Annotated in this window: 16 protein-coding genes and 1 pseudogene; 6 read left to right on the top strand and 11 right to left on the bottom strand. The window is 72.4% G+C overall.

Annotated features, from left to right (window positions below; all coding sequences use genetic code 11):
- Window positions 1–134 precede the first annotated feature (134 nt).
- Complete coding sequence (locus tag IE313_RS24105; protein ID WP_189935722.1) at window positions 135–1,394, top strand: glycosyltransferase family 4 protein; 1,260 nt, start codon at window positions 135–137, stop codon at window positions 1,392–1,394.
- Window positions 1,395–1,949: 555 nt separating this feature from the next.
- Here the strand turns inward: IE313_RS24105 and IE313_RS24100 are convergent.
- Together IE313_RS24100 and IE313_RS24095 are read right to left on the bottom strand one after the other, a co-directional pair.
- Window positions 1,950–2,768: a polysaccharide deacetylase family protein gene (locus IE313_RS24100; RefSeq protein WP_189935896.1), complete on the bottom strand. Its 819-nt coding sequence runs from the start codon at window positions 2,766–2,768 to the stop codon at window positions 1,950–1,952.
- The gene (locus IE313_RS24095; RefSeq protein ID WP_229924901.1) at window positions 2,768–4,102 is read right to left on the bottom strand and encodes an MGDG synthase family glycosyltransferase; all 1,335 of its coding nucleotides are present in this window, start codon (window positions 4,100–4,102) and stop codon (window positions 2,768–2,770) included. The genes IE313_RS24100 and IE313_RS24095 overlap by 1 nt, the downstream gene beginning before the upstream one ends.
- A 969-nt stretch (window positions 4,103–5,071) precedes the next feature.
- Here IE313_RS24095 and IE313_RS24090 point away from each other — a divergent pair.
- The gene (locus IE313_RS24090) at window positions 5,072–5,749 is read left to right on the top strand and encodes a phosphatase PAP2 family protein (RefSeq protein WP_189935720.1); all 678 of its coding nucleotides are present in this window, start codon (window positions 5,072–5,074) and stop codon (window positions 5,747–5,749) included.
- 523 nt (window positions 5,750–6,272) lie between these two features.
- Here IE313_RS24090 and IE313_RS24085 read toward each other — a convergent pair.
- The 4 genes from IE313_RS24085 to IE313_RS24070 all read right to left on the bottom strand — a co-directional run bounded on the left by IE313_RS24085 (window position 6,273) and on the right by IE313_RS24070 (window position 8,714).
- A complete protein-coding gene (locus IE313_RS24085) occupies window positions 6,273–7,286 on the bottom strand; it encodes a M56 family metallopeptidase (protein ID WP_189935718.1) in 1,014 nt (337 codons plus the stop codon).
- 4 nt (window positions 7,287–7,290) lie between these two features.
- On the bottom strand, window positions 7,291–7,725 hold the full coding sequence (locus IE313_RS24080; protein ID WP_189935716.1) for a BlaI/MecI/CopY family transcriptional regulator: 435 nt from the start codon (window positions 7,723–7,725) through the stop codon (window positions 7,291–7,293).
- 405 nt (window positions 7,726–8,130) lie between these two features.
- The gene (locus tag IE313_RS24075) at window positions 8,131–8,523 is read right to left on the bottom strand and encodes a type II toxin-antitoxin system death-on-curing family toxin (RefSeq protein ID WP_189935714.1); all 393 of its coding nucleotides are present in this window, start codon (window positions 8,521–8,523) and stop codon (window positions 8,131–8,133) included.
- Window positions 8,520–8,714, bottom strand: a complete 195-nt coding sequence (locus IE313_RS24070) for a ribbon-helix-helix protein, CopG family (RefSeq protein WP_189935712.1) — start codon at window positions 8,712–8,714, stop codon at window positions 8,520–8,522. The genes IE313_RS24075 and IE313_RS24070 overlap by 4 nt, the downstream gene beginning before the upstream one ends.
- A 92-nt stretch (window positions 8,715–8,806) precedes the next feature.
- On the opposite strand from IE313_RS24070, the pseudogene IE313_RS36225 reads away from it, so the two are divergent.
- Window positions 8,807–9,015, top strand: a pseudogene (locus IE313_RS36225) (hypothetical protein); the annotation flags it as partial.
- A gap of 252 nt (window positions 9,016–9,267) precedes the next feature.
- On the opposite strand, the gene IE313_RS24065 reads toward IE313_RS36225, so the two are convergent.
- Both IE313_RS24065 and IE313_RS24060 read right to left on the bottom strand, forming a co-directional pair.
- A complete protein-coding gene (locus tag IE313_RS24065) occupies window positions 9,268–10,602 on the bottom strand; it encodes a class I SAM-dependent RNA methyltransferase (protein ID WP_189935710.1) in 1,335 nt (444 codons plus the stop codon).
- A 263-nt stretch (window positions 10,603–10,865) separates the two neighbouring features.
- The gene (locus IE313_RS24060; protein ID WP_189935708.1) at window positions 10,866–12,926 is read right to left on the bottom strand and encodes an APC family permease; all 2,061 of its coding nucleotides are present in this window, start codon (window positions 12,924–12,926) and stop codon (window positions 10,866–10,868) included.
- A 238-nt stretch (window positions 12,927–13,164) separates the two neighbouring features.
- On the opposite strand from IE313_RS24060, the gene IE313_RS24055 reads away from it, so the two are divergent.
- The 3 genes from IE313_RS24055 to IE313_RS24045 all read left to right on the top strand — a co-directional run bounded on the left by IE313_RS24055 (window position 13,165) and on the right by IE313_RS24045 (window position 15,207).
- Window positions 13,165–13,668, top strand: coding sequence for a metallophosphoesterase family protein (locus IE313_RS24055; protein WP_189935706.1), 504 nt, complete (start codon window positions 13,165–13,167; stop codon window positions 13,666–13,668).
- A 193-nt stretch (window positions 13,669–13,861) separates the two neighbouring features.
- The gene (locus tag IE313_RS24050; protein WP_189935704.1) at window positions 13,862–14,530 is read left to right on the top strand and encodes a potassium channel family protein; all 669 of its coding nucleotides are present in this window, start codon (window positions 13,862–13,864) and stop codon (window positions 14,528–14,530) included.
- A complete protein-coding gene (locus IE313_RS24045; protein WP_189935702.1) occupies window positions 14,530–15,207 on the top strand; it encodes a potassium channel family protein in 678 nt (225 codons plus the stop codon). Before IE313_RS24050 ends, IE313_RS24045 begins: the two co-directional genes overlap by 1 nt.
- A 402-nt stretch (window positions 15,208–15,609) precedes the next feature.
- On the opposite strand, the gene IE313_RS24040 is transcribed toward IE313_RS24045, so the two are convergent.
- The 3 genes from IE313_RS24040 to IE313_RS24030 all read right to left on the bottom strand — a co-directional run bounded on the left by IE313_RS24040 (window position 15,610) and on the right by IE313_RS24030 (window position 17,898).
- Complete coding sequence (locus IE313_RS24040; RefSeq protein ID WP_373317049.1) at window positions 15,610–16,587, bottom strand: DUF3159 domain-containing protein; 978 nt, start codon at window positions 16,585–16,587, stop codon at window positions 15,610–15,612.
- Window positions 16,588–16,590: 3 nt separating this feature from the next.
- Window positions 16,591–16,998, bottom strand: a complete 408-nt coding sequence (locus IE313_RS24035) for an OB-fold nucleic acid binding domain-containing protein (RefSeq protein ID WP_189935700.1) — start codon at window positions 16,996–16,998, stop codon at window positions 16,591–16,593.
- Between the two features lie 219 nt (window positions 16,999–17,217).
- On the bottom strand, window positions 17,218–17,898 hold the full coding sequence (locus IE313_RS24030) for a response regulator (protein ID WP_189935894.1): 681 nt from the start codon (window positions 17,896–17,898) through the stop codon (window positions 17,218–17,220).
- Window positions 17,899–18,157: the final 259 nt, after the last annotated feature.

Below are 18,157 nucleotides of genomic sequence, written 5' to 3'. Positions count from 1 at the left end.
CCCGGTGGTGTGACGGTGGCCTCTTACCTTCTTCTCACCCTGGTCACGCCGCCGGCTTACCCCGCTGCCGCAAGGTGGCGCGCAGCCGGTGGGCAGCGTCTGCCTCCCGGATGGAGCACCGCCGGGAGAGGGCCATGAAGATCGTATTCCTGCTGCACGACACATACGGCATCGGCGGGACGATCCGCACCACGCTCAACCTGGCCACCGCGCTCGCCGACCGCCACGAGGTGGCGATCGTCTCGATGCGGCGGCACCGCACAGAGCCACGCTTCGCGATCGACCCGCGGATCCGGCTCGTCCCGCTGGTGGACGTCCGCAAGGACAGCGCCGATCTGCGCGATCCGCGGTACACCCGGCCTTCCGGGGTGTTCCCGGCCGCCGAGTCGCGCCACCGCCAGTACAACGCGCTGATCGACGACCGGGTGGCGGACTACCTGTCCGGCAGCGATGCCGACGTGCTGATCGGCACCCGGCCCGGCGTCAACGTCTACCTCGCTCGCTTCGGACCGCGCGGAGCACTGCGCATCGCCCAGGAACACCTCAGACACGACGCGCACAGCAAGCGGCTGCGCGCCCAGCTCGCGCCGCACTACCGCACGCTGGACGCCCTCGTCACCATGACCGAGGCGGACGCCGCCATCTACCGCCGCCGGATGCCGCTCCCGGGCGTACGGGTCCTGTCGGTGCCCAACAGTGTCCCCGAGCCGCGGGTGCCGACGGCCGACGGCACCGCCAAGGTGGTGGCCGCGGCGGGCCGGCTGGCCCGGGGAAAGCGGTACGACCTGCTCATCGAAGCGTTCGCCGGAGTCGCCGAGAAGCATCCGGACTGGCGACTGCGGATCTACGGCCACGGGCCCGAGCGCGACGGTCTCGCGCAGCTCATCGACGACCTGGGCCTGACGGACGCCGTTCGGCTGATGGGGGTGCGTTCACCGATCGAGCCGGAGTTCACGCGGGCGTCCGTGGTCGCGGTCACCTCGGAGGCGGAATCGTTCGGGATGACGTTGGTGGAGGCCATGCGCTGCGGGGTGCCCGTGGTCAGCACCGCCTGCCCGCTCGGCCCCGCCGAGATCGTCAGGGACGGGGTGGACGGCCTGCTCGTCCCGGTGGGCGACGTGGCCGCGTTCACCAAGGCACTGCTCCACCTCGTCGAGGACGAGCCGGGGCGGCGCACCATGGGCGCCGCCGCCCTGGAGAACGCCGCACGCTTCGACCCCGCGCACATCGCCCGGCAATACGAACTGCTCTTCGCCACGCTGCGCGAGACCCGCGGTGCACGCGCCCACGCCCGGCGGCGCGCCGCCGCCCGCAGCCGCGCCCGCGATCTACTGCACCGGGCCCGCCTGCTGGGCGTGGCACGCCGGGCGGCCAGGCTGCTGCGGGCGGGCTGAGGACGGGGACCTGCCTGACGGCACGGTCGCCGCCGGTCTTGCGCCACCCAGCCCCCACACCCGCACCTCCCAGGAGGAGACCGCGCACCCATGTCCCCAGCACCCATCCGAACCCGTCGCCCCACTCCCGTACCTGAGGGGCGCACCCGGCAGCGACGTCCACCTGGCCGCGCACGCCGTGCCCGCAGCACAGGCCCGCGACCCAGGCGCCGTGGGCGTCACCGTCACGGGACCCGCCGCGGCCCCCGCTGACCAACGCGAATCCGGTCCGCCCCCTGCCCCGACTCCCCGCGCGGGCTCGAACCTCTTGATCGGCGGGCGGCGCGCAAGGTCACCCGCGACGGCAGGCCCCCGAGCCTCTCCCCCGACGAGGTCGCCCTCTCGCGCCTCCTGGTGCGCCACGTCGGCCGCCCGCACAGCGCGGCCCGCATCCTCGAACCGGCCTGGTCCCACGACGGCGGCGACACCTCCCATGTCGTCGCTCTGTACATCGGCTACCTGCACAGAGGATCGACAAGAATCCCGCACCGCTCATCCCACCGTGCCCGATCCCGGCTACACGCTCCGGCCGGAACCGGCGTGGGCTTCGCCGTGGGACGCCGTCTCGCCGAGCGGAGAACTCACTGGGCCGGGCAGGCCGGGGACACCGTGCTCATGCAGGGGGCCGACCTGCCATCCGCGCGCCTGGCAGGTGTCGAGGATGCGGGGTAGCGCGGCGAGGGTGGTGCGCCAGGAGCCGGTGGCGGAGGTGCAGTCGGAGTCGTGCAGCAGGATGGTGCCGCCGCCGTGCAGATCGCGCAGGACGGTGTTCCGGACGGACCGGGCGGTGGCCCGCCTGCGCCAGTCCTCGCCCCAGCACGTCCACAGCAGTGGGGTCAGGCCGAGGCGGCGGCAGGCCAGGTGGGCGGCGGTGGTCATCACCCCGTACGGCGGCCGGAAGAGCACGGGTGGCCTGCCGGTGGCGTCGGCCACGGCGTCGCGGGCGCGGGCGAGGTCGTCGTAGGTGGCGCGGGGGCCGCGCAGCAGCAGAGGTCGGTGGTGCCAGCCGTGGACGGCGATCTCGTGTCCGGCGGCGGCCGTCTCCTTCGCCAACCCGGGTGAACGGACCAGCATCGAGCCGAGCAGAAAGAAGGTGGCACGCAGCCCTCGCGCGTCGAGGAGGGCGAGGAAGTGCGGGGTGGACAGGTGGTCGGGGCCGTCATCGAAGGTGAGGGCGACATGGTCCGACCGGCCCTGGCCGGCCAGGCGGGGCATGACCGTGTTGCGCAGCGGGCCGAGCGTGGAGATCACGGGTGCGGCGTGCAGTGCAGCGAGCGCGGGCAGAACTGCGGCCCCGGCGAGCGCGCCGGCACGGGCGAGGCGGGCCGGGATCATCATCTGTCTCCGTGCAGGTAATGGGTGACAGCGGTGAAGCGGGCGGGCGTCTCGTTGTGACCGTGGGCGAGCGGGACGGCGACACCCAGGGAGACCGTGGCCGCCACTGCGGCCGCCGTCACGGCGATCCGACGCCTGCCTCGGAAGCGCGCCGGTGCGGGCCGCGCGCCTTGCGCGGGCCGTAGCCCGGTTCCGGCGGCGATGGCGGGTACCGGTCCTGGGGCCGAGCGGTGCAGGGCGAGCCCTGCCGCGCGCTGGCCCTGGCCACGCGGCCCGTGCAGGAGTTCGGCCAGCACCGGGCCGAGTTCTGCCGGGTCGCGGACCCAGGCCGCCAGCCCCGCCTCGTCCAGGGCGGCTGCGTTGGTGTGGCCGTGACCGGGGATGCAGCGGTAGCTGGCCACCGGCAGGCCGGCGGCGAACGCCTCCAACGAGGTCAGGCCGCCCGCGTTCTGGACCAGGACGTCGCAGGCGTGCATCAGGCCGGGCATGTCGTCCACCCAGCCGAAGGCGTGCTCGATGCCGTCCCGGCCCAACTGCTCCGCAAGGGCCTGGTTGCGGCCGCACACCACCACGGGCACCGCAACTCCGGTCTCCTGTATCTCGGCGGCCGCGCGCCGCACCGGGCCGACTCCCCACGAGCCGGCCACCAGCAGGGCCAGGGGCGCGTGCTCGGGCAGGGCGAACCGCTCGCGGGCGGCGGCGCGTTGCCTGGCGGTGGCCCGAGTGAAGCGCGGATCGGTGACGGGGCCGACGACGGTGACAGCGGCCGCCCCCTGCGCGTGAGCCTGGGCCGCGGGCACGGGATGCACGGCCAGGTGAGCGTCGACGCCAGGGGCCACCCACAGGGCGTGGACGGAGAAGTCGGTCAGATAGGTGAAGGCCGGCACCGTCAGCAGACCGCGCCGGCGCAGCGCGCCGAGTACCTGGCCTGCCCCTGGGTAGGTCGAGACGACCGCGCGCGTGTCCGGCGCGAGCGCCCGCAGCATGCGCTGCTCGGCCGCGCGGAACAGCACCCGCCACATCACACCAGGACGTGCAGCCCGGTCGGTGGCCGCGTACAGGCGCTGGTAGCCCTCCGGCACCCAGGTCAGCAGGCAGCGGTAGGCACCGCACAGCAGTCGGCCCGCACCGATGGGCAGCAGGTCGAGGAAGTCGTGCCGGTCCAGCAGGAACCCGTGCTCGGCCAGCCTCGCGGCCAGCCCCGCGGCCGCACCGTCATGGCCCGCGCCGACACCGGCGGAGATGATCGCAATCCGCCCAGCGTACGAGCCCTGCGGCGGTGCGGCGGACGGCGAAGCCACCGACTCCGGCGCCAGGTCGTCACTGTGGGGCACGGTCGATCAGCCTCCTGATGGAGTAGGGGGGCAGCGGCCGAGCATGCCCCGGCCCAGACGCCATCGCGGGCAGGCCCAGGCCGCGCCTGTGCGCGAACTCGGGCCACGATTCGACCGCGGTGGCACCGCAAGGCGAAGCTACTACATGATGTAGAATTCAGGAAGTGATCATCTCAGCACAGGGAGGGGCCGGACTCACCCGCCACACTCGCCGGTGCTTGCCGGATAGGCCCTCGGCGCAAGCGGGCTGGACAAAGTCGCGTACCAGGCCCCGCCATCGTCGCGGTCGTCACGACCGGACCGCCGCCTACCGCCATCGCTCGACTCCGCACCCGCCGGGCACGGCCGCACCCCGGTCGAGCGGACCGTGAGGCGCCTGCGGCCGACACACGGGCCGCAGTCCCCACCGAACCCCGGAGGGGCGAGGCGCCAATGACCGGTGGCATTCAAGCCGAGGGACGACAGCACCGCGACACCGCGAGCCGGCACGGCAGCCCCCGTGCGCCGCGGCACAATCGCCGCACTCCTGGCAGCAGCCCCAGCCGGTCATTTCACGCTCCCCGCCGATCAGGGCCATCGCGTGGCACACACCGCGCGCCGAACGCGCCGGGTCCCCCGCCCCCACACCGTTCAGCAAGTAGTCCACCAGGCGGCCGCGCCACCACCCACACCATCCGGCCCGGCACAACGCCGCCACCCCCTGCCGCCAGCGCGCCCGTCCACCGGCGCCCCGACCGGCTGCCCATCAGGGCGGACGCCGATCCTGCACGCACCACTCGGCAGCACCCCCCCCACATCCACATCTACAAGATGTAGTAGATTTGCCGGGCGATCACCTTGGCATCACCGCGATGTCACCGATACGCCATCGCGCACGTATGAGCCCCGCGGTGGCGCAGGTCTGAACGGCGGTCGCCTCGTACTCGTCCCGTACGCGCTCGACGTGCTCAGACGGAAGGACGTCTCGCTATGACCGCGGCCGCAACCGGGCAACCGGCCTTCGACGGATCCCGCATCGACGGCGCGTGGTTCACTGCGTTCACCGACTTCGCCCGCGACACCAAGTGGCTCAACACCCCGATGGAGGTGTGGACCAACCTCGGGCTGGGAGTTTTCGCGATCCTCATGATCGTAGGCTGGTGGACCGCGCGGCGCCGCGGCACGCAGGCGATGGCCCTCGCGTTGGCCGCGCCGATCGCCGTCGTGACCGCCTTCGCCGCTGCCGAGGTCGTCAAGAAGATCGTGACCGAGGTGCGGCCCTGCCGGTCGATGCCCCACGCCTACCTCGTCGACAGTTGCCCCGCGCCCTCGGACTACGCCTTCCCCAGCGGACACAGCACTGTGGCCGCCGCCACCGTGGCCGCGCTGCTCCTGCTGGACCGCCGTCTGAGCGCCATTGCTGCCGTGTTCGCCGTGGTGGAGGGCTTCAGCCGGGTCTACGTCGGCGCCCACTACCCGCACGACGTCCTCGGTTCCGCCGTCCTCGCGTTCCCCATCGCCATCCTCGTCAGCCTGGCGCTGCGCCGCTCGGCCACCCCGCTGATCGGCTCCCTGAGCCATGGGGCGCTGCGGCCGCTGCTGACGGCCGAACCCGCCATCGCCACTCGGCCCGCCCCGCAGGCCGCTTCGACGGGTGATCCGCGATGACCGACGCCTGAAGAAGATGCCCCGGCGCCGCATCCCCGCCTTCAGCGCCCTGGACGGCGTTGCGAGTGGGCGTCCGAGTGGCTCGCCGACGCGGGCCGACGTCCGGAGTGCGGCACCCGGGACCTGCCCGCGGACGTCCGGGGCCTGGCCGGGCCGGTGTCCAAGGTGCTCGGCGTCCTGCTGGACAACGCGCTGGTGCACGGCCGCGGCACCGCATGGCCGTCGGTACGGGACTCGACGAAACCCTCGCCTTCGTGACTCGACGAAGCCTCGCCTTCGTTCGTGAGCGACGCGGGGACCGTGGCGGGCGACTTCGCGCGGCTGTTCGACCCGTGGCACACCGGCGCCGGGCCGGGAGCGGGCATCGGGCTCGCGCCCGCCCGCGAACCGGCCCTCTCGCCCGGCAGCCGTCTCCTCCTGGCCCGCCGTGCACCGGCCGCCTTCGCCCTGCTCCTCCCGGTCCCGCCCGGGCGACCACGAAGGCGCCTCTCCGACGATGGAGTGAGCGTCGGTTCCGAGCCGGTCAGAAGCGCTGCTCTCCGCTTTCCGGGCGATCGCGGTCGATGCGGCAGCCGTCCGTCCCATGCCCATGGTCGGCCGGCGCCGCGGTGGCGGTACCGGCATGCGCCGAGCACAGCGCCCCCTGCGCGCTGTCCAGCATCCGATCGCTGTCGGACGCGGCATTGGCCAGGCTCGCGCAGCAGGCGACCAGCAGCAGGCCGCCCACCAGCAGGGGCAGACTCCGGCGAGCGGGGGGCGGGCCCAGCAGGGCCCGTACCCGCTGGGGCACCGCCCCGCCGGTCACCGCCAGGGCGGCGGGACGGGACGCGCCGGCGGACGCCAGGGCGGCACGCCCGACGGCGTGGGCGACGACCGCACGGTCACCGACCCGTTCGGCCGCCTCCTCGTCGGCCCAGCGTTCCAGGACGAAATCGCCCGCAACGGCCACCGGCCTCAGCAGCGGGTTCAGGGCGGCGGTGAGCCGCCACACGCACCGGAAGATGTGGTGACGCCCTCGCAGATGCGCCCGCTCGTGGGCGAGCAGGGCCGTGCGCTCTTCGTCGCCGAGACAGCACAGCATCCCGCGCGAGACCACGATCCGTCCCGGTGCCCCGGGCAGCGCGAAGGCGAGCGCGGCGTCGTCGTCGATCACGGCCAGCTCCGTCCGCCCGGGCAACCGTGCGCACTCGCGACGGGCCCGGACCAACTGGCGCCCCTGCCGGACGGCGGCCACACCGAGCGAGACGACGCCTGCGGTGAGCACCAGGGTGCTGCCGGCCGCGACAACGAAAGAGACGGGGTCCTCGGAGCGCAGCACGGCCACGGACCAGCGGCCCTCCGCCGCGATCTGCGGAATCTGCGCAACGCCGGTGAAGGCCAGCAGGGCCAGGGACCCCGCCCATCCGGCTGCCGTTACCAGCGCGGCACAGGCCAGCGCCCAGGCTGCCGGGCGTGGGGGCAGCCGACGCGCCACGGGGGGCGCGAGCACCGCGAGTGCCGCGGTGACGAGGAACGGGACATAGACGCTGACCAGCACCGGCTCACCGCTTCCCGGGGGAGCGCTTGCTCTCGGCCTCGGGAGGTGTGCCGCCGTGCCCGGACAGCAACTGGTGCAGCACGTTCTCGTCCTGCTCGGACAGTTCCGACACGAAACGGGCCAGCACCGCCTCACGATCGGAACCGCCCTCCAGCAGGGAGTGCATGCGCTGGGCGGTGTGCGACGCTTCGTCGCGGGCCGGCTCATAGGCGTAGCCGCGGCCGTCGCGGTGCCGTACGAGTATGCCCTTGTCGTACAGCCGGGACAGGATGGTCAGGACGGTCGTGTAGGCCAGGTCCCCCGGCAGCCGTTCCCGGACGTCCCGCGCGGTCAGCGGACCGCCGGCCGCCCAGAGCGTGGCGAGCACGTCGCTCTCCAGTTCCCCGCGCGCCCGCCTGCCGGACGCCCCCTGGGCTCCCTCGTCTCCTCGGCCCGCCACCCCGCCGTCCGCCTTCCTTCGCCGTCGTTGCGGACAGGCTACCCGCCCACCTCCTACTTGTCGTAGGACGTGCGTAACGGACTTCGAACCACGGGACCGGCGCACTCGCGGGCGCCCGGCCCGCAGTCGAACGCCCTGCTTCACCGGCACCAGAATCGCCACGCACTCCGCATGGTGCGTCGTCGCAATCGTGTCACCGCAGCGGAAGACGGAAGAAACCCCAGGTCAGATAACGTTTCCGAGGCATTTGACCGCCGGTGACCCCTGGAGCGTCAAACGTGCGTCATGGCCTGAGGACTGCGCGAGGCCCTGTCCTGTACCGCCCGATCCGGCTGCGTCCATGACCAAGCCGGGCGGCGCGAGAGGGCCGGCCACGCGCGCGCCCGATCCTCTCGTCGTCGAGCCTCAGGAGACAGGAAACCAGACCGAAAGGCGCTTGGAGATGGCCGGTACGTCGATGTCGTCCTGCGCGACTTCCTCGACGAACGGACCGGCAAGGGAGACGTGCGGCGGTGCGATACTGGCGCTGACGCCGTTGAACCGCAGGAAGACGCGCATGGCGAGCCAGGCGGTGCGCTTGTTGCCGTCGATCAACGCGTGATTGCGGGCAACGGAGTGCAGCAGGGCCGCTGCCTTCTCGTGCAGCGTGGGATACAGCTCGGCCCCGAACACGTGGGTCCGGGGCCGTTCGATCGCTGAGACCAGGAGTCCCATGTCACGCACGCCATGCTCGGTACCGTTGACCGTGCGAGCGATCGCCAGGATCTCGTCGATCTGGATGTAACGCACCTCGGTCACTTCAGGTAGTCCAGGATCTCCGCATCGCTGTCCATCAGCTCGGCCAAGACGCCATCGACGTTCAGCTCGGCCCGATTCTGGGCGTCGCGGATGGCCTCGATAGCGAGTTCCTGCTTGCTGCGATGCTCACGACGAGCACGCTCGGTGAGCTTCGCGTCAAGGTCGTCGGGAAGCCGGAGTGTCATCGCCATACAGGGATGATACCGCACTGGTATCTGTCAGCGAGGTGATGACAATCGCCAGCGGGCCGGTCCCGGTCGATCCAGAGGGAGATCTTCTGGATCTCTGGCGCCCGGTTGCCCAGAGCCCGTAGGGGCCCGTGCTGGCGGAGGAGAATGGATCGGGACCAAGGTCCGTGCCCTCGCCCACCGCGGAGCACCCCGCGATCTGATCGACGTGTTCGCGGCCTCCCGCCGCTGGACCAACGCCGAGCCCCAGGAGTCCGGCCGCCGACATACCCGCGGCCGCTTCGAGCTGAACCGTCTTCCAGCGGTGCAAGCACCATAAACGCCATGTGCACTTCCCCTGTGAAGGGCCCCTGTGCCGGGCACGGCAGGATTGCATGGTCCTGCACATTCCGAGCGATCTTGCTCGATCGGGCGCACCACCAGGGATCCCGACCAGCACCCCAACCACCTGACACCCCATCAGGACGAGCGTCAAGATACCTCTGAGAGCGTCAGCGTCAAGAAATCGCCCGCAACGCACATGAAGCACATCATGCGCACCCACTGAAACCGCAGGTCAGCGACCCTTTCCGACGGGCTCCAGAATCGCCACGCACTCCACATGGTGCGTCATCGGAAACAGATCGAACGCCCGCAGCGTCCGCACCCGGTACGGTCGGTCCGCCGTCTGGAAGTACGACAGGTCGCGGGCCAGGGCCGCCGGGTCGCAGGCGACGTAGGCGATGCGTCGAGCGCCCAGGGTGGTGAGGTGGGTGACGATGCCCCTGCCGGCGCCCGTGCGGGGCGGGTCGAGGAGGACGAGGTCCGCCTCGGTGATCCCGGTGCGCGGCAGCACCTGCTCGACCTTGCCGTGCTCGATGCGGACCCGGTCGAACTCCCGCAGATTGTGGCGCGCGTCCTCGACCGCCCGCTTCGACGACTCGATGCCGAGCACCGCGCCCTTCTCGCCCACCCGGTCGGCGAGCGCGCCCGCGAAGAGGCCCACGCCGCAGTACAGATCGAGGGCGGTCTCGCCCTTGCGCGGCAGCAACCCCTGCATGGCCGCCTCCACCAGCAGGTCGGCCGCCCTCGGATGGACCTGCCAGAAGCCGCCGGCGCCGACCCGCCAGGTGCGGTCGTCGGCACGCTCCCGCACGAACGGGCGGCCGTGGACGCGGTGCACGGCGCCGTCGTGCTCGTCGACCCGCAGGACCGAGACCGGCCGATCCAGCTCGACCAGCGGAAGCCGAGCGCCGGGCCGCGGAGCGAGCACCACCTGGCGGTCGCCCGAGCCGGTGGCGGCGATCGCCTCGACCGTGGCCATGCCCGGCCAGGTGCGCCGCTCGATGCCCAGCTCGCTGACGCCCTCGGCGGCGATCAGGCAGTGCGCGATCGGCTCGACCTCGTGCGAGCGGTGCCTGCGCAGGCCGGGGCGGCCCGTCTCGTCGACGGCGTACTGCACCCGGGTGCGCCAGGCCGGCACCTGGCCGGAGGGGACCTTGTCGCCGGGTGCCGGTACGACGGTGCCGTCCCAGCCGACCTGCTCGGGGGTGAGGCCGGCGAGCCGCTGCAACTGCTCGGCGACCACGTCGGCCTTCAGCCGGCGCTGCGCTCCGGGCTTGGCGTGCTGCCAGTCGCAGCCGCCGCAGCGGCCGGGGCCCGCGTACGGGCAGGGGGCCTCGATGCGGTCCTTGGACGGGTCGAGGACCTGTACGGCGTCGGCCCGCAGGAAGCGCGAGTCCGCGCCGCCCTCGGTGACCCGGGCCACGACCCGCTCGCCGGGCAGCGCATGCCGGACGAAGAGCACCTGGCCCTCGGCCGTCCGTGCCACACAGTGCCCGCCGTGGGCCACGGGACCGATCTCGACCTCGTACTCCTCCCCCACCAGCGACGTCTTCGGTTCTGCCTGCATGGCGGGACGGCTCCAAGCACTTGAGGGGGGAAGGGGCAACGGCCGTCCAGTCTACGGCCCCGGCGGGCCCCGCCCCGACCGCAGGGGCATACCGGGGGCCGGACAGGGATGCCCGAGGTCGGACAGGTGTGCGCCCTGGGCCGGGCAGGGGCGTGCCCGAGGCGACACAGGTACGCGCCCGGGCACGGACAGGGGCGCCCCGGGAGCTGAGGACAGACGGGGAGCCGCCCAGGGACAGAACGGAGGGGAAGCCGGGAAGTCCCTCAGTGCCGGCCCGTCGTCTCCCTCGTCGACTCCCTGGGCCGCTTCTCCACGGGCCCGCGCCGAACGGCACCGGGCGCGCTCCACTCCTGGCGCCTGCGGGCCCGCCGCCGGGCGGCCTCGGAGGACGCCAACTGGTACGGGACGGACGTCACCATGATCCCCGGCGTGAACAGCAGCCGCCCCTTGAGCCGCAGCGCGCTCTGGTTGTGCAGCAGGTGCTCGTACCAGTGGCCCACCACGTACTCGGGGATGATCACGCTGACCGCGTCCCGCGGCGAGTCCTGCCGCAGTCCCTTGACGTAGTCGATGATCGGCCGGGTGATCTCGCGGTACGGCGAGTCCAGCACCTTCAGCGGGACGTCGATGCCGCGCCTGTCCCACTCGGCCTTGAGCGCCCGGGTCTCCTCGGGATCGACGTTGACGCTCAGCGCCTCCAGGCTGTCGGTGCGCATCAGCTTGGCGTAGGCGAGCGCGCGCAGCGTGGGGCGGTGGATCTTGGAGACCAGCACGATGGAGCGCACCCGGGAGGGGCGCATGGTGTCCTCGGAGGGCCCCTCGGGAGCGGCGATCTCCTCGGCCACGTGGTCGTAGTGGCGCCGGATGGCCGTCATCGTCGCGTAGAAGATCACCATGCCGAGCACCGCGACCCAGGCGCCGTGGGTGAACTTCGTGATCAGGACGACGACCAGGACGAGACCGGTGAGGAAGGCGCCGAAGGTGTTGATGGCGCGCGCCCGGACCATCCGGCGGCGGGCCGCCAGGTCCTTCTCGGTGCGCAGGTGGCGGTTCCAGTGCCGCACCATGCCCGTCTGGCTGAGGGTGAAGGAGACGAAGACGCCGACGATGTAGAGCTGGATCAGCCGGGTCGAGTCCGCGCCGTAGATCACGGTCAGAAGGGTGGCAGCGCCGGCGAGCACCAGGATGCCGTTGGAGAACGCGAGCCGGTCGCCGCGGGTGTGCAACTGGCGCGGCAGGAAGCGGTCCTGCGCAAGGATCGAGCCGAGCAGCGGGAAGCCGTTGTACGCGGTGTTGGCGGCGAGGAAGAGCACCAGCGCGGTGGCCGCGGCGAGCACCACGAAGAGGAAGCTGCCGTCGCCGAAGACGGCCGCCGCGACCTGCGAGATGACGGGGTGCTGTTCGTAGCCGGCCCCGAGCGGCACGCCGTGGTCGAGGAGGTCGTGCGCCGGGTCGTCGGCCATGTGCACGCCGGTGGTCATGGCCAGCGCGATGATGCCGCAGAACATGGTGACGGCGAGCAGGCCCATCATGGCCAGCGTGGTGGCGGCGTTCTTGCTCTTGGGCTTGCGGAAGGCGGGCACGCCGTTGCTGATCGCCTCGACACCGGTCAGCGCCGCGCACCCGGAGGAGAAGGCGCGCAGCAGCAGGAAGACCAGGGCGAGACCGGCCAGGCCGTGGTGCTCGGCCTCGATGTGGAAGCCGGCCGTGGGCGCCCGCATCGTGTCCCCGCGCACCAGGCCCCGGAAGGCGCCCCAGAGGATCATCACGAAGACACCGGTGACGAACACGTAGGTGGGGATCGCGAAGAGCTTGCCGGACTCCCTGACGCCGCGCAGGTTCATCAGCGTCAGCAGCACGATCACCACCACCGCGCAGAGCACCTTGTGCTCGACGATGAAGGGGACGGCGGAGCCCAGGTTCTCGATGCCGGAGGCGATCGAGACGGCTACGGTGAGTACATAGTCGACCAGCAGCGCGCTGGCGACGGTCAGGCCCGCCTTGGCGCCGAGGTTGGTGGTGGCCACCTCGTAGTCGCCGCCCCCGCTGGGGTAGGCGCGCACGTTCTGGCGGTACGAGGCCACCACCGTGAACATCAGCACCACGACCGCCACGGCGATCCAGGGACTGAAGTGGTACGCCGACACACCCGCGATGGACAGGACGAGCAGCACCTCGCCGGGGGCGTACGCCACTGAGGACAGCGGGTCGGACGCGAAGACGGGAAGGGCGATGCGCTTCGGGAGGAGGGTCTCTCCCAGCCTGTCGCTGCGCAGTGCGCGCCCAATGAGGATCCGTTTGGGCACGTCGGTCAGTTTGGACACGCAGAGGATCGTATGCGTTCGAACGGGCGCCCGGACACCCCCTCCCCCCTCTCCATGGGATCACCACCTGTGGGCGCACGCCCCCCGGGAAAAAGGACGCGCGCACGCCGGCGCCGGCATCGTCCGGGATACCGGACCCGCACGGTCTCCGGGATGCTGGTGCACGGGCCGTGCGGATCCGGATGCCGGTGCGCCGCTCACGGGTGACAGTGGGATGACGGAAAGGAGGTGGCCGCACATGCGGCTGCTGCTGACCGCCGACACGCACGTGCCGCAGCGCGCGCGGGAGCTGCCCGCCGCGCTCCTCACCGAGGCCGCGCGTGCCGACGCCGTACTGCACGCGGGTGACTGGGTGGACGTCTCGGTGCTTGACCGGCTGACCGCTCACTCACGGAGGGTCATCGGCGTCCACGGGAACAACGACGGGCCCGATCTGCGGGCGCGGCTGCCGGAAGTGGCCCGCGCGGAGCTGGGCGGGCTGCGCTTCGGCGTCGTGCACGAGACCGGGGGCGCGCAGGGGCGTGAGCGGCGCTGTGCGGAGCGCTTCCCCGACCTGGACGTGCTGGTCTTCGGGCACAGCCACATCCCGTGGGACGCCGTCGCGCCGGGCGGCCTCCGACTGCTGAACCCCGGGTCGCCGACCGACCGGCGGCGGCAGCCGTACTGCACCTATATGACCCTGCGGGTCGCCGACGGAGTGCTGGACGAGGTGCACCTGCACGCTCTGCCGCGGCGACGCTGACGGCCCGCGCGGCGCGGCCGGGTCCCGCGCCCCGCCCCGCCGATGACGGCAACAACGTGCCGGCGTCATAAGCTCGTCTCCCGGCAACGCCGTACGCGGATGCCTCGTGACGGCCTGGCAGACTTCAGAAGGAACGGTGAGCAGGTTGTTTTCGCAGGTCAGCCGGATGAGAAGGACTGCGGGGTAGAGGCTGGTGCACATCGTGATCATGGGCTGCGGGAGAGTGGGTTCCGCTCTCGCCCAGACCCTGGAGCAACAGGGGCACACGGTCGCCGTGGTCGACCAGGACCCCACCTCCTTCCGCCGTCTGGGCTCCGGTTTCAGCGGCCGCCGGGTGACCGGGGTCGGCTTCGACCAGGACACCCTGCGCGAGGCGGGCATCGAGGAGGCGGGCGCCTTCGCCGCCGTGTCCTCCGGCGACAACTCCAACATCATCGCGGCACGCGTGGCGCGTGAGATGTTCGGCGTCGAGAACGTCGCGGCCCGGATCTACGATCCGCGGCGCGCGGAGGTCTACCAGCGGCTCGGCATCCCCACGGTCGCCACGGTGCGCTGGACCGCCGACCAGATGCTGCGCCGGCTGCTGCCCTCGGGCGCCGAGCCGCTGTGGCGCGACCCGACCGGCGGCGTGCAACTGGCCGAGGTGCACACCTCGCCGTCCTGGGTGGGGCACCGGATCAGTCAGCTCCAGGAGGAGACCGGCGTGCGGGTCGCCTTCCTCACCCGGCTCGGCGAGACCATGCTGCCGACGTCGCAGACGGTCCTCCAGGAAGGCGATCTGGTGCACGTGATGATGCGCACGGACGAGGTCTCCAAGGTGGAGGCGGCGTTCGCCGAGGGGCCCGAGGGAGGCGGTCACTGATGAGGGTCGCCATTGCGGGCGCGGGTGCGGTGGGCCGTTCCATCGCCGGTGAGCTGCTGGAGAACGGGCACGAGGTGCTGCTGGTCGACAAGGCGCCGACGGCGATCTCCGTCGAACGGGTGCCCCAGGCGGAGTGGCTGCTCGCCGACGCCTGTGAGATCACCTCGCTGGACGAGGCGGCACTGCAGCGCTGCAACGTCGTGATCGCCGCGACCGGCGACGACAAGGTCAACCTGGTCGTCTCGCTGCTCGCCAAGACGGAGTACGGCGTGCCGAGGGTCGTCGCACGTGTCAACAACCCGAAGAACGAGTGGCTCTTCAACGAGGCGTGGGGCGTGGACGTCGCCGTCTCGACGCCGCGTCTGATGTCGGCGCTGGTGGAGGAGGCAGTGAGCGTCGGCGACCTGGTGCGGTTGCTGCGTTTCAGCCACGGCGACGCCAATCTGGTGGAGCTGACCCTGCCGCCCGAGTCGGCGCTCGCGGGCACGCAGGTCGGGGAGGTGCAGTGGCCCGAGGACACCTCGCTGGTCACCATCATCCGCGGCAATCGCGTGCTCGTCCCGTCCCGTGACGACGCGCTGGAGGCCGGTGACGAGCTGCTGTTCGTGGCCGCGCAGGCGCGGGAGGGACAGCTCGAGGAGTTGCTTTCGGTGCGCAAGGAGGAAACGGCGGACTGAGCGTCCGCCACGCCCGCGTCGCCGTCGGGCGGCCCTGACCGGGTCCGGCGGCCCGGGAGGGCCGCCGCACGACGGGTACGCCGGGCCGATCGGCCGACCCCTCCCGGGGCCGCCGGGCCCGCTCGCGCGGCTCCCGTGCCCCGGGCGGGGCGCAGCGCCCGAGCCGGGACCGGCTCCGACGGGGCGCGCGGCTGCCGCTGGGGGCACAGCCCTCAGGGGCGGGGAAACCACGCACAGCCCCTCAGGCGCGGGGAAACCACGCGACTGGCCACCGCCTACCGGTCGTGGCGGCTGGGGCTGCGGCTGCGGCTGCGGCTGCGGCTGCTCAGTGTGCCGCGGCTCCGCGTGCCCCTGTCGGCGGCTGAGCGGGATTCCGCCGGGCCCGGGGCCTGCTCGGCGGCGTCAGCGCCTGCGGTGGCGGCCCGGCCGGTCGTCGGTGTTGCCCGCGGTGTCCGCGGTGGGCGCGTGGCCCATGGCGGTGGCGCCGTGCGGGGCCTCGGCGCCGTCCTGGGGCTGCTCGCTGCCGGGGCGCGACAGGGCGGCCGCCGCCTCGTCGGCCTGCGGCTCCACGACGTCGCCGAAACGCTCCCCCCGGCGCTCGCCGGCCCGGGCCCGCTCGCGCTCCTTCTCCGCCTGCTCCTCCGCCTCCATCTCCGCGAAGACGTCGATCGGCGCCGGGGCCCTGACCAGGAACACCCAGGTCAGCCAGACCGCCAGCAGGAACGGCGGGATCTTCAGGGCCACCAGCACCCAGCCGAGCTGGGTCGTGTCGGCCCACCAGTAGAGCGGGAAGAGGATGGCGCACTTGGCGAGCAGGATCAGGCCCCACGCCCAGCTCGCCTTGGCATAGGCCCGCTTGCGGCCCGGGTTGCGGGTCCGCCAGGACAGGTTCTCCTTGAAGACCGGGCCGAGGATCAGCCCGATCAGCGGCACCCCGGCCAGCGCGGTGACGATGTAGGCGACGGCGAGCCCGAGCGTGTAGACCATGCCCGGGAGGTAGAAGTCCTTGGCGTTGCCGGTCATCATCGCGAAGACCACGCCGAAGGCCACCCCGAAGACGCCGCTGAAGGCGTGCTTGACGGTGGTGCGCCGCACCAGCCGGACGACGACCAGCAGGACGGACACGGCGAGCGCCGCGATGGCCGAGACCTTCAGGTTCTTGTCGACCGTGTAGATCGCCACGAAGAGCAGACCGGGCATGACGGTCTCCACCATGCCCCGGACTCCGCCGAACGCCTCGAAGAGCGCGGCCTCGGTGACGGCCCTGGCCTCGGCGGATCCGGTGGCCCCCGCGGAGTCGGCTGACCCGGTGGTGGGCCGCGGGTCCCCGCGGTCGTCCCCCGGGGATCCGTGGTCGGTCGGCTTGTCGAGGGACGTCACCGGCTACTCCCGTCCGAGCGGTCTGAGTTCGTACTTCGGATTGAACAGCACCCGCCGCCCCCGGCTCATGGAGACGCGGCCCGAAGCGATCAGCTTGCGCCCCGGTTCGATTCCCACGATGGAGCGCCTGCCGAGCCACACGACGTCCAGGGCGGCGGAGCCGTCGAAGAGCTCCGCCTCCAGGGCCGGCACACCGGCCCGCGGCCGCAGGGTGACCGTGCGCAAGGTACCAGTTACGGTGACGATCTGGCGGTCCCGGCTGTCACCGATACGGGTGCACCCCGTGGTCTCGGCGTCCTCGCGCAGCTCCTCCGATTCCAGGTCCTCCTGGGAGGCGGAGATGTCGGCCAGCCGGTCGAGCATCCGTCGCAGCCGGCCCGCCCGCTTCCCGGAAGGGGGATCAGCACTCATACCGGAAGCGTACCCGGGGCGGTGTGCCACGGGGGACGGGGACGCACGGCCCGCAAGGCTCCCGGGGCGGCGGCCGCCGGGGACGGTCCGCCCGGTACGGAAGGCCCGGCGGGAGGCCGGGAACGGACCTCCGTCCGCCGCGCACCGCTAACCGCCCACCGGGGCACGGTCCGTCGGGGCGTCCGTACGTCCACGCGCCACGCGCCCACGCGCCCGTGCCTACCGCTCGAAGCGGTACCCCATCCCCGGCTCGGTGATGAAGTGCCGAGGGTGGGAGGGGTTCTCCTCCAGCTTGCGGCGCAGTTGGGCCATGTACACGCGCAGGTAGTTGGTCTCGGTCTGGTAGGAGGGCCCCCACACCTCCTGGAGCAGTTGCTTCTGCCCGACCAGCCGGCCCGCGTTCCTGACCAGGACCTCCAGCAGATGCCATTCGGTGGGGGTGAGCCGCACGTCGCGGCCCTCCCGGTGCACCTTCTTGGCGTTCAGGTCGACGGTGAACCCGTGCGCCTCCACCACCGAGTCGCCCTCGCCGCCGGGCGGCTCCGCGCGGCGGACCGCGGCACGGAGCCTGGCCAGCAGCTCATCCATGCCGAAGGGCTTGGTGACGTAGTCGTCGGCGCCGGCGTCCAGGGCCTGGACCTTCTCGTCGGAGCTGTGCCTGGCGGACAGCACCAGCACCGGCACCCTGGTCCAGCCGCGCAGGTCCCTGATCACGTCGACCCCGTCCATGTCGGGCAGGCCCAGGTCCAGAACGATCACGTCGGGGTGCCGGTCGGCGGCGATCCGCAGCGCCGTGGCACCGTCACCGGCCGAGTCCACCTCGTACGCACGCGCCTTGAGGTTGAGTTCGAGCGCGCGCACGATCTGCGGTTCGTCGTCGACCACGAGCACCCGGGTCATCGTCACCTACCAGTTCCTTCGTTCCGCTGTCGTGAGGGTGCTGTTGTACCCGAGTCCGCGGGCCGGGGCCACGGATCCGGCCGGTGCGGGCTCACGGCACGGCCCTGGCCGGCAGGTCGGGTCGTGCCGGGGCTCGGCGGGGGGCGGCGCGGAGGGTGAGGACCATGGTGAGGCCGCCGCCGGGGGTGTCCTCGGCGGCGAGTGCGCCGTCCATGGCCTCGGTGAAGCCGCGGGCCACGGCGAGGCCGAGGCCGACGCC

It is taken from the genome of Streptomyces sulfonofaciens (assembly GCF_014656295.1).
Lineage (GTDB): Bacteria > Actinomycetota > Actinomycetes > Streptomycetales > Streptomycetaceae > Streptomyces > Streptomyces sulfonofaciens.
This window is presented reverse-complemented; position numbering and strand designations above follow the sequence as displayed.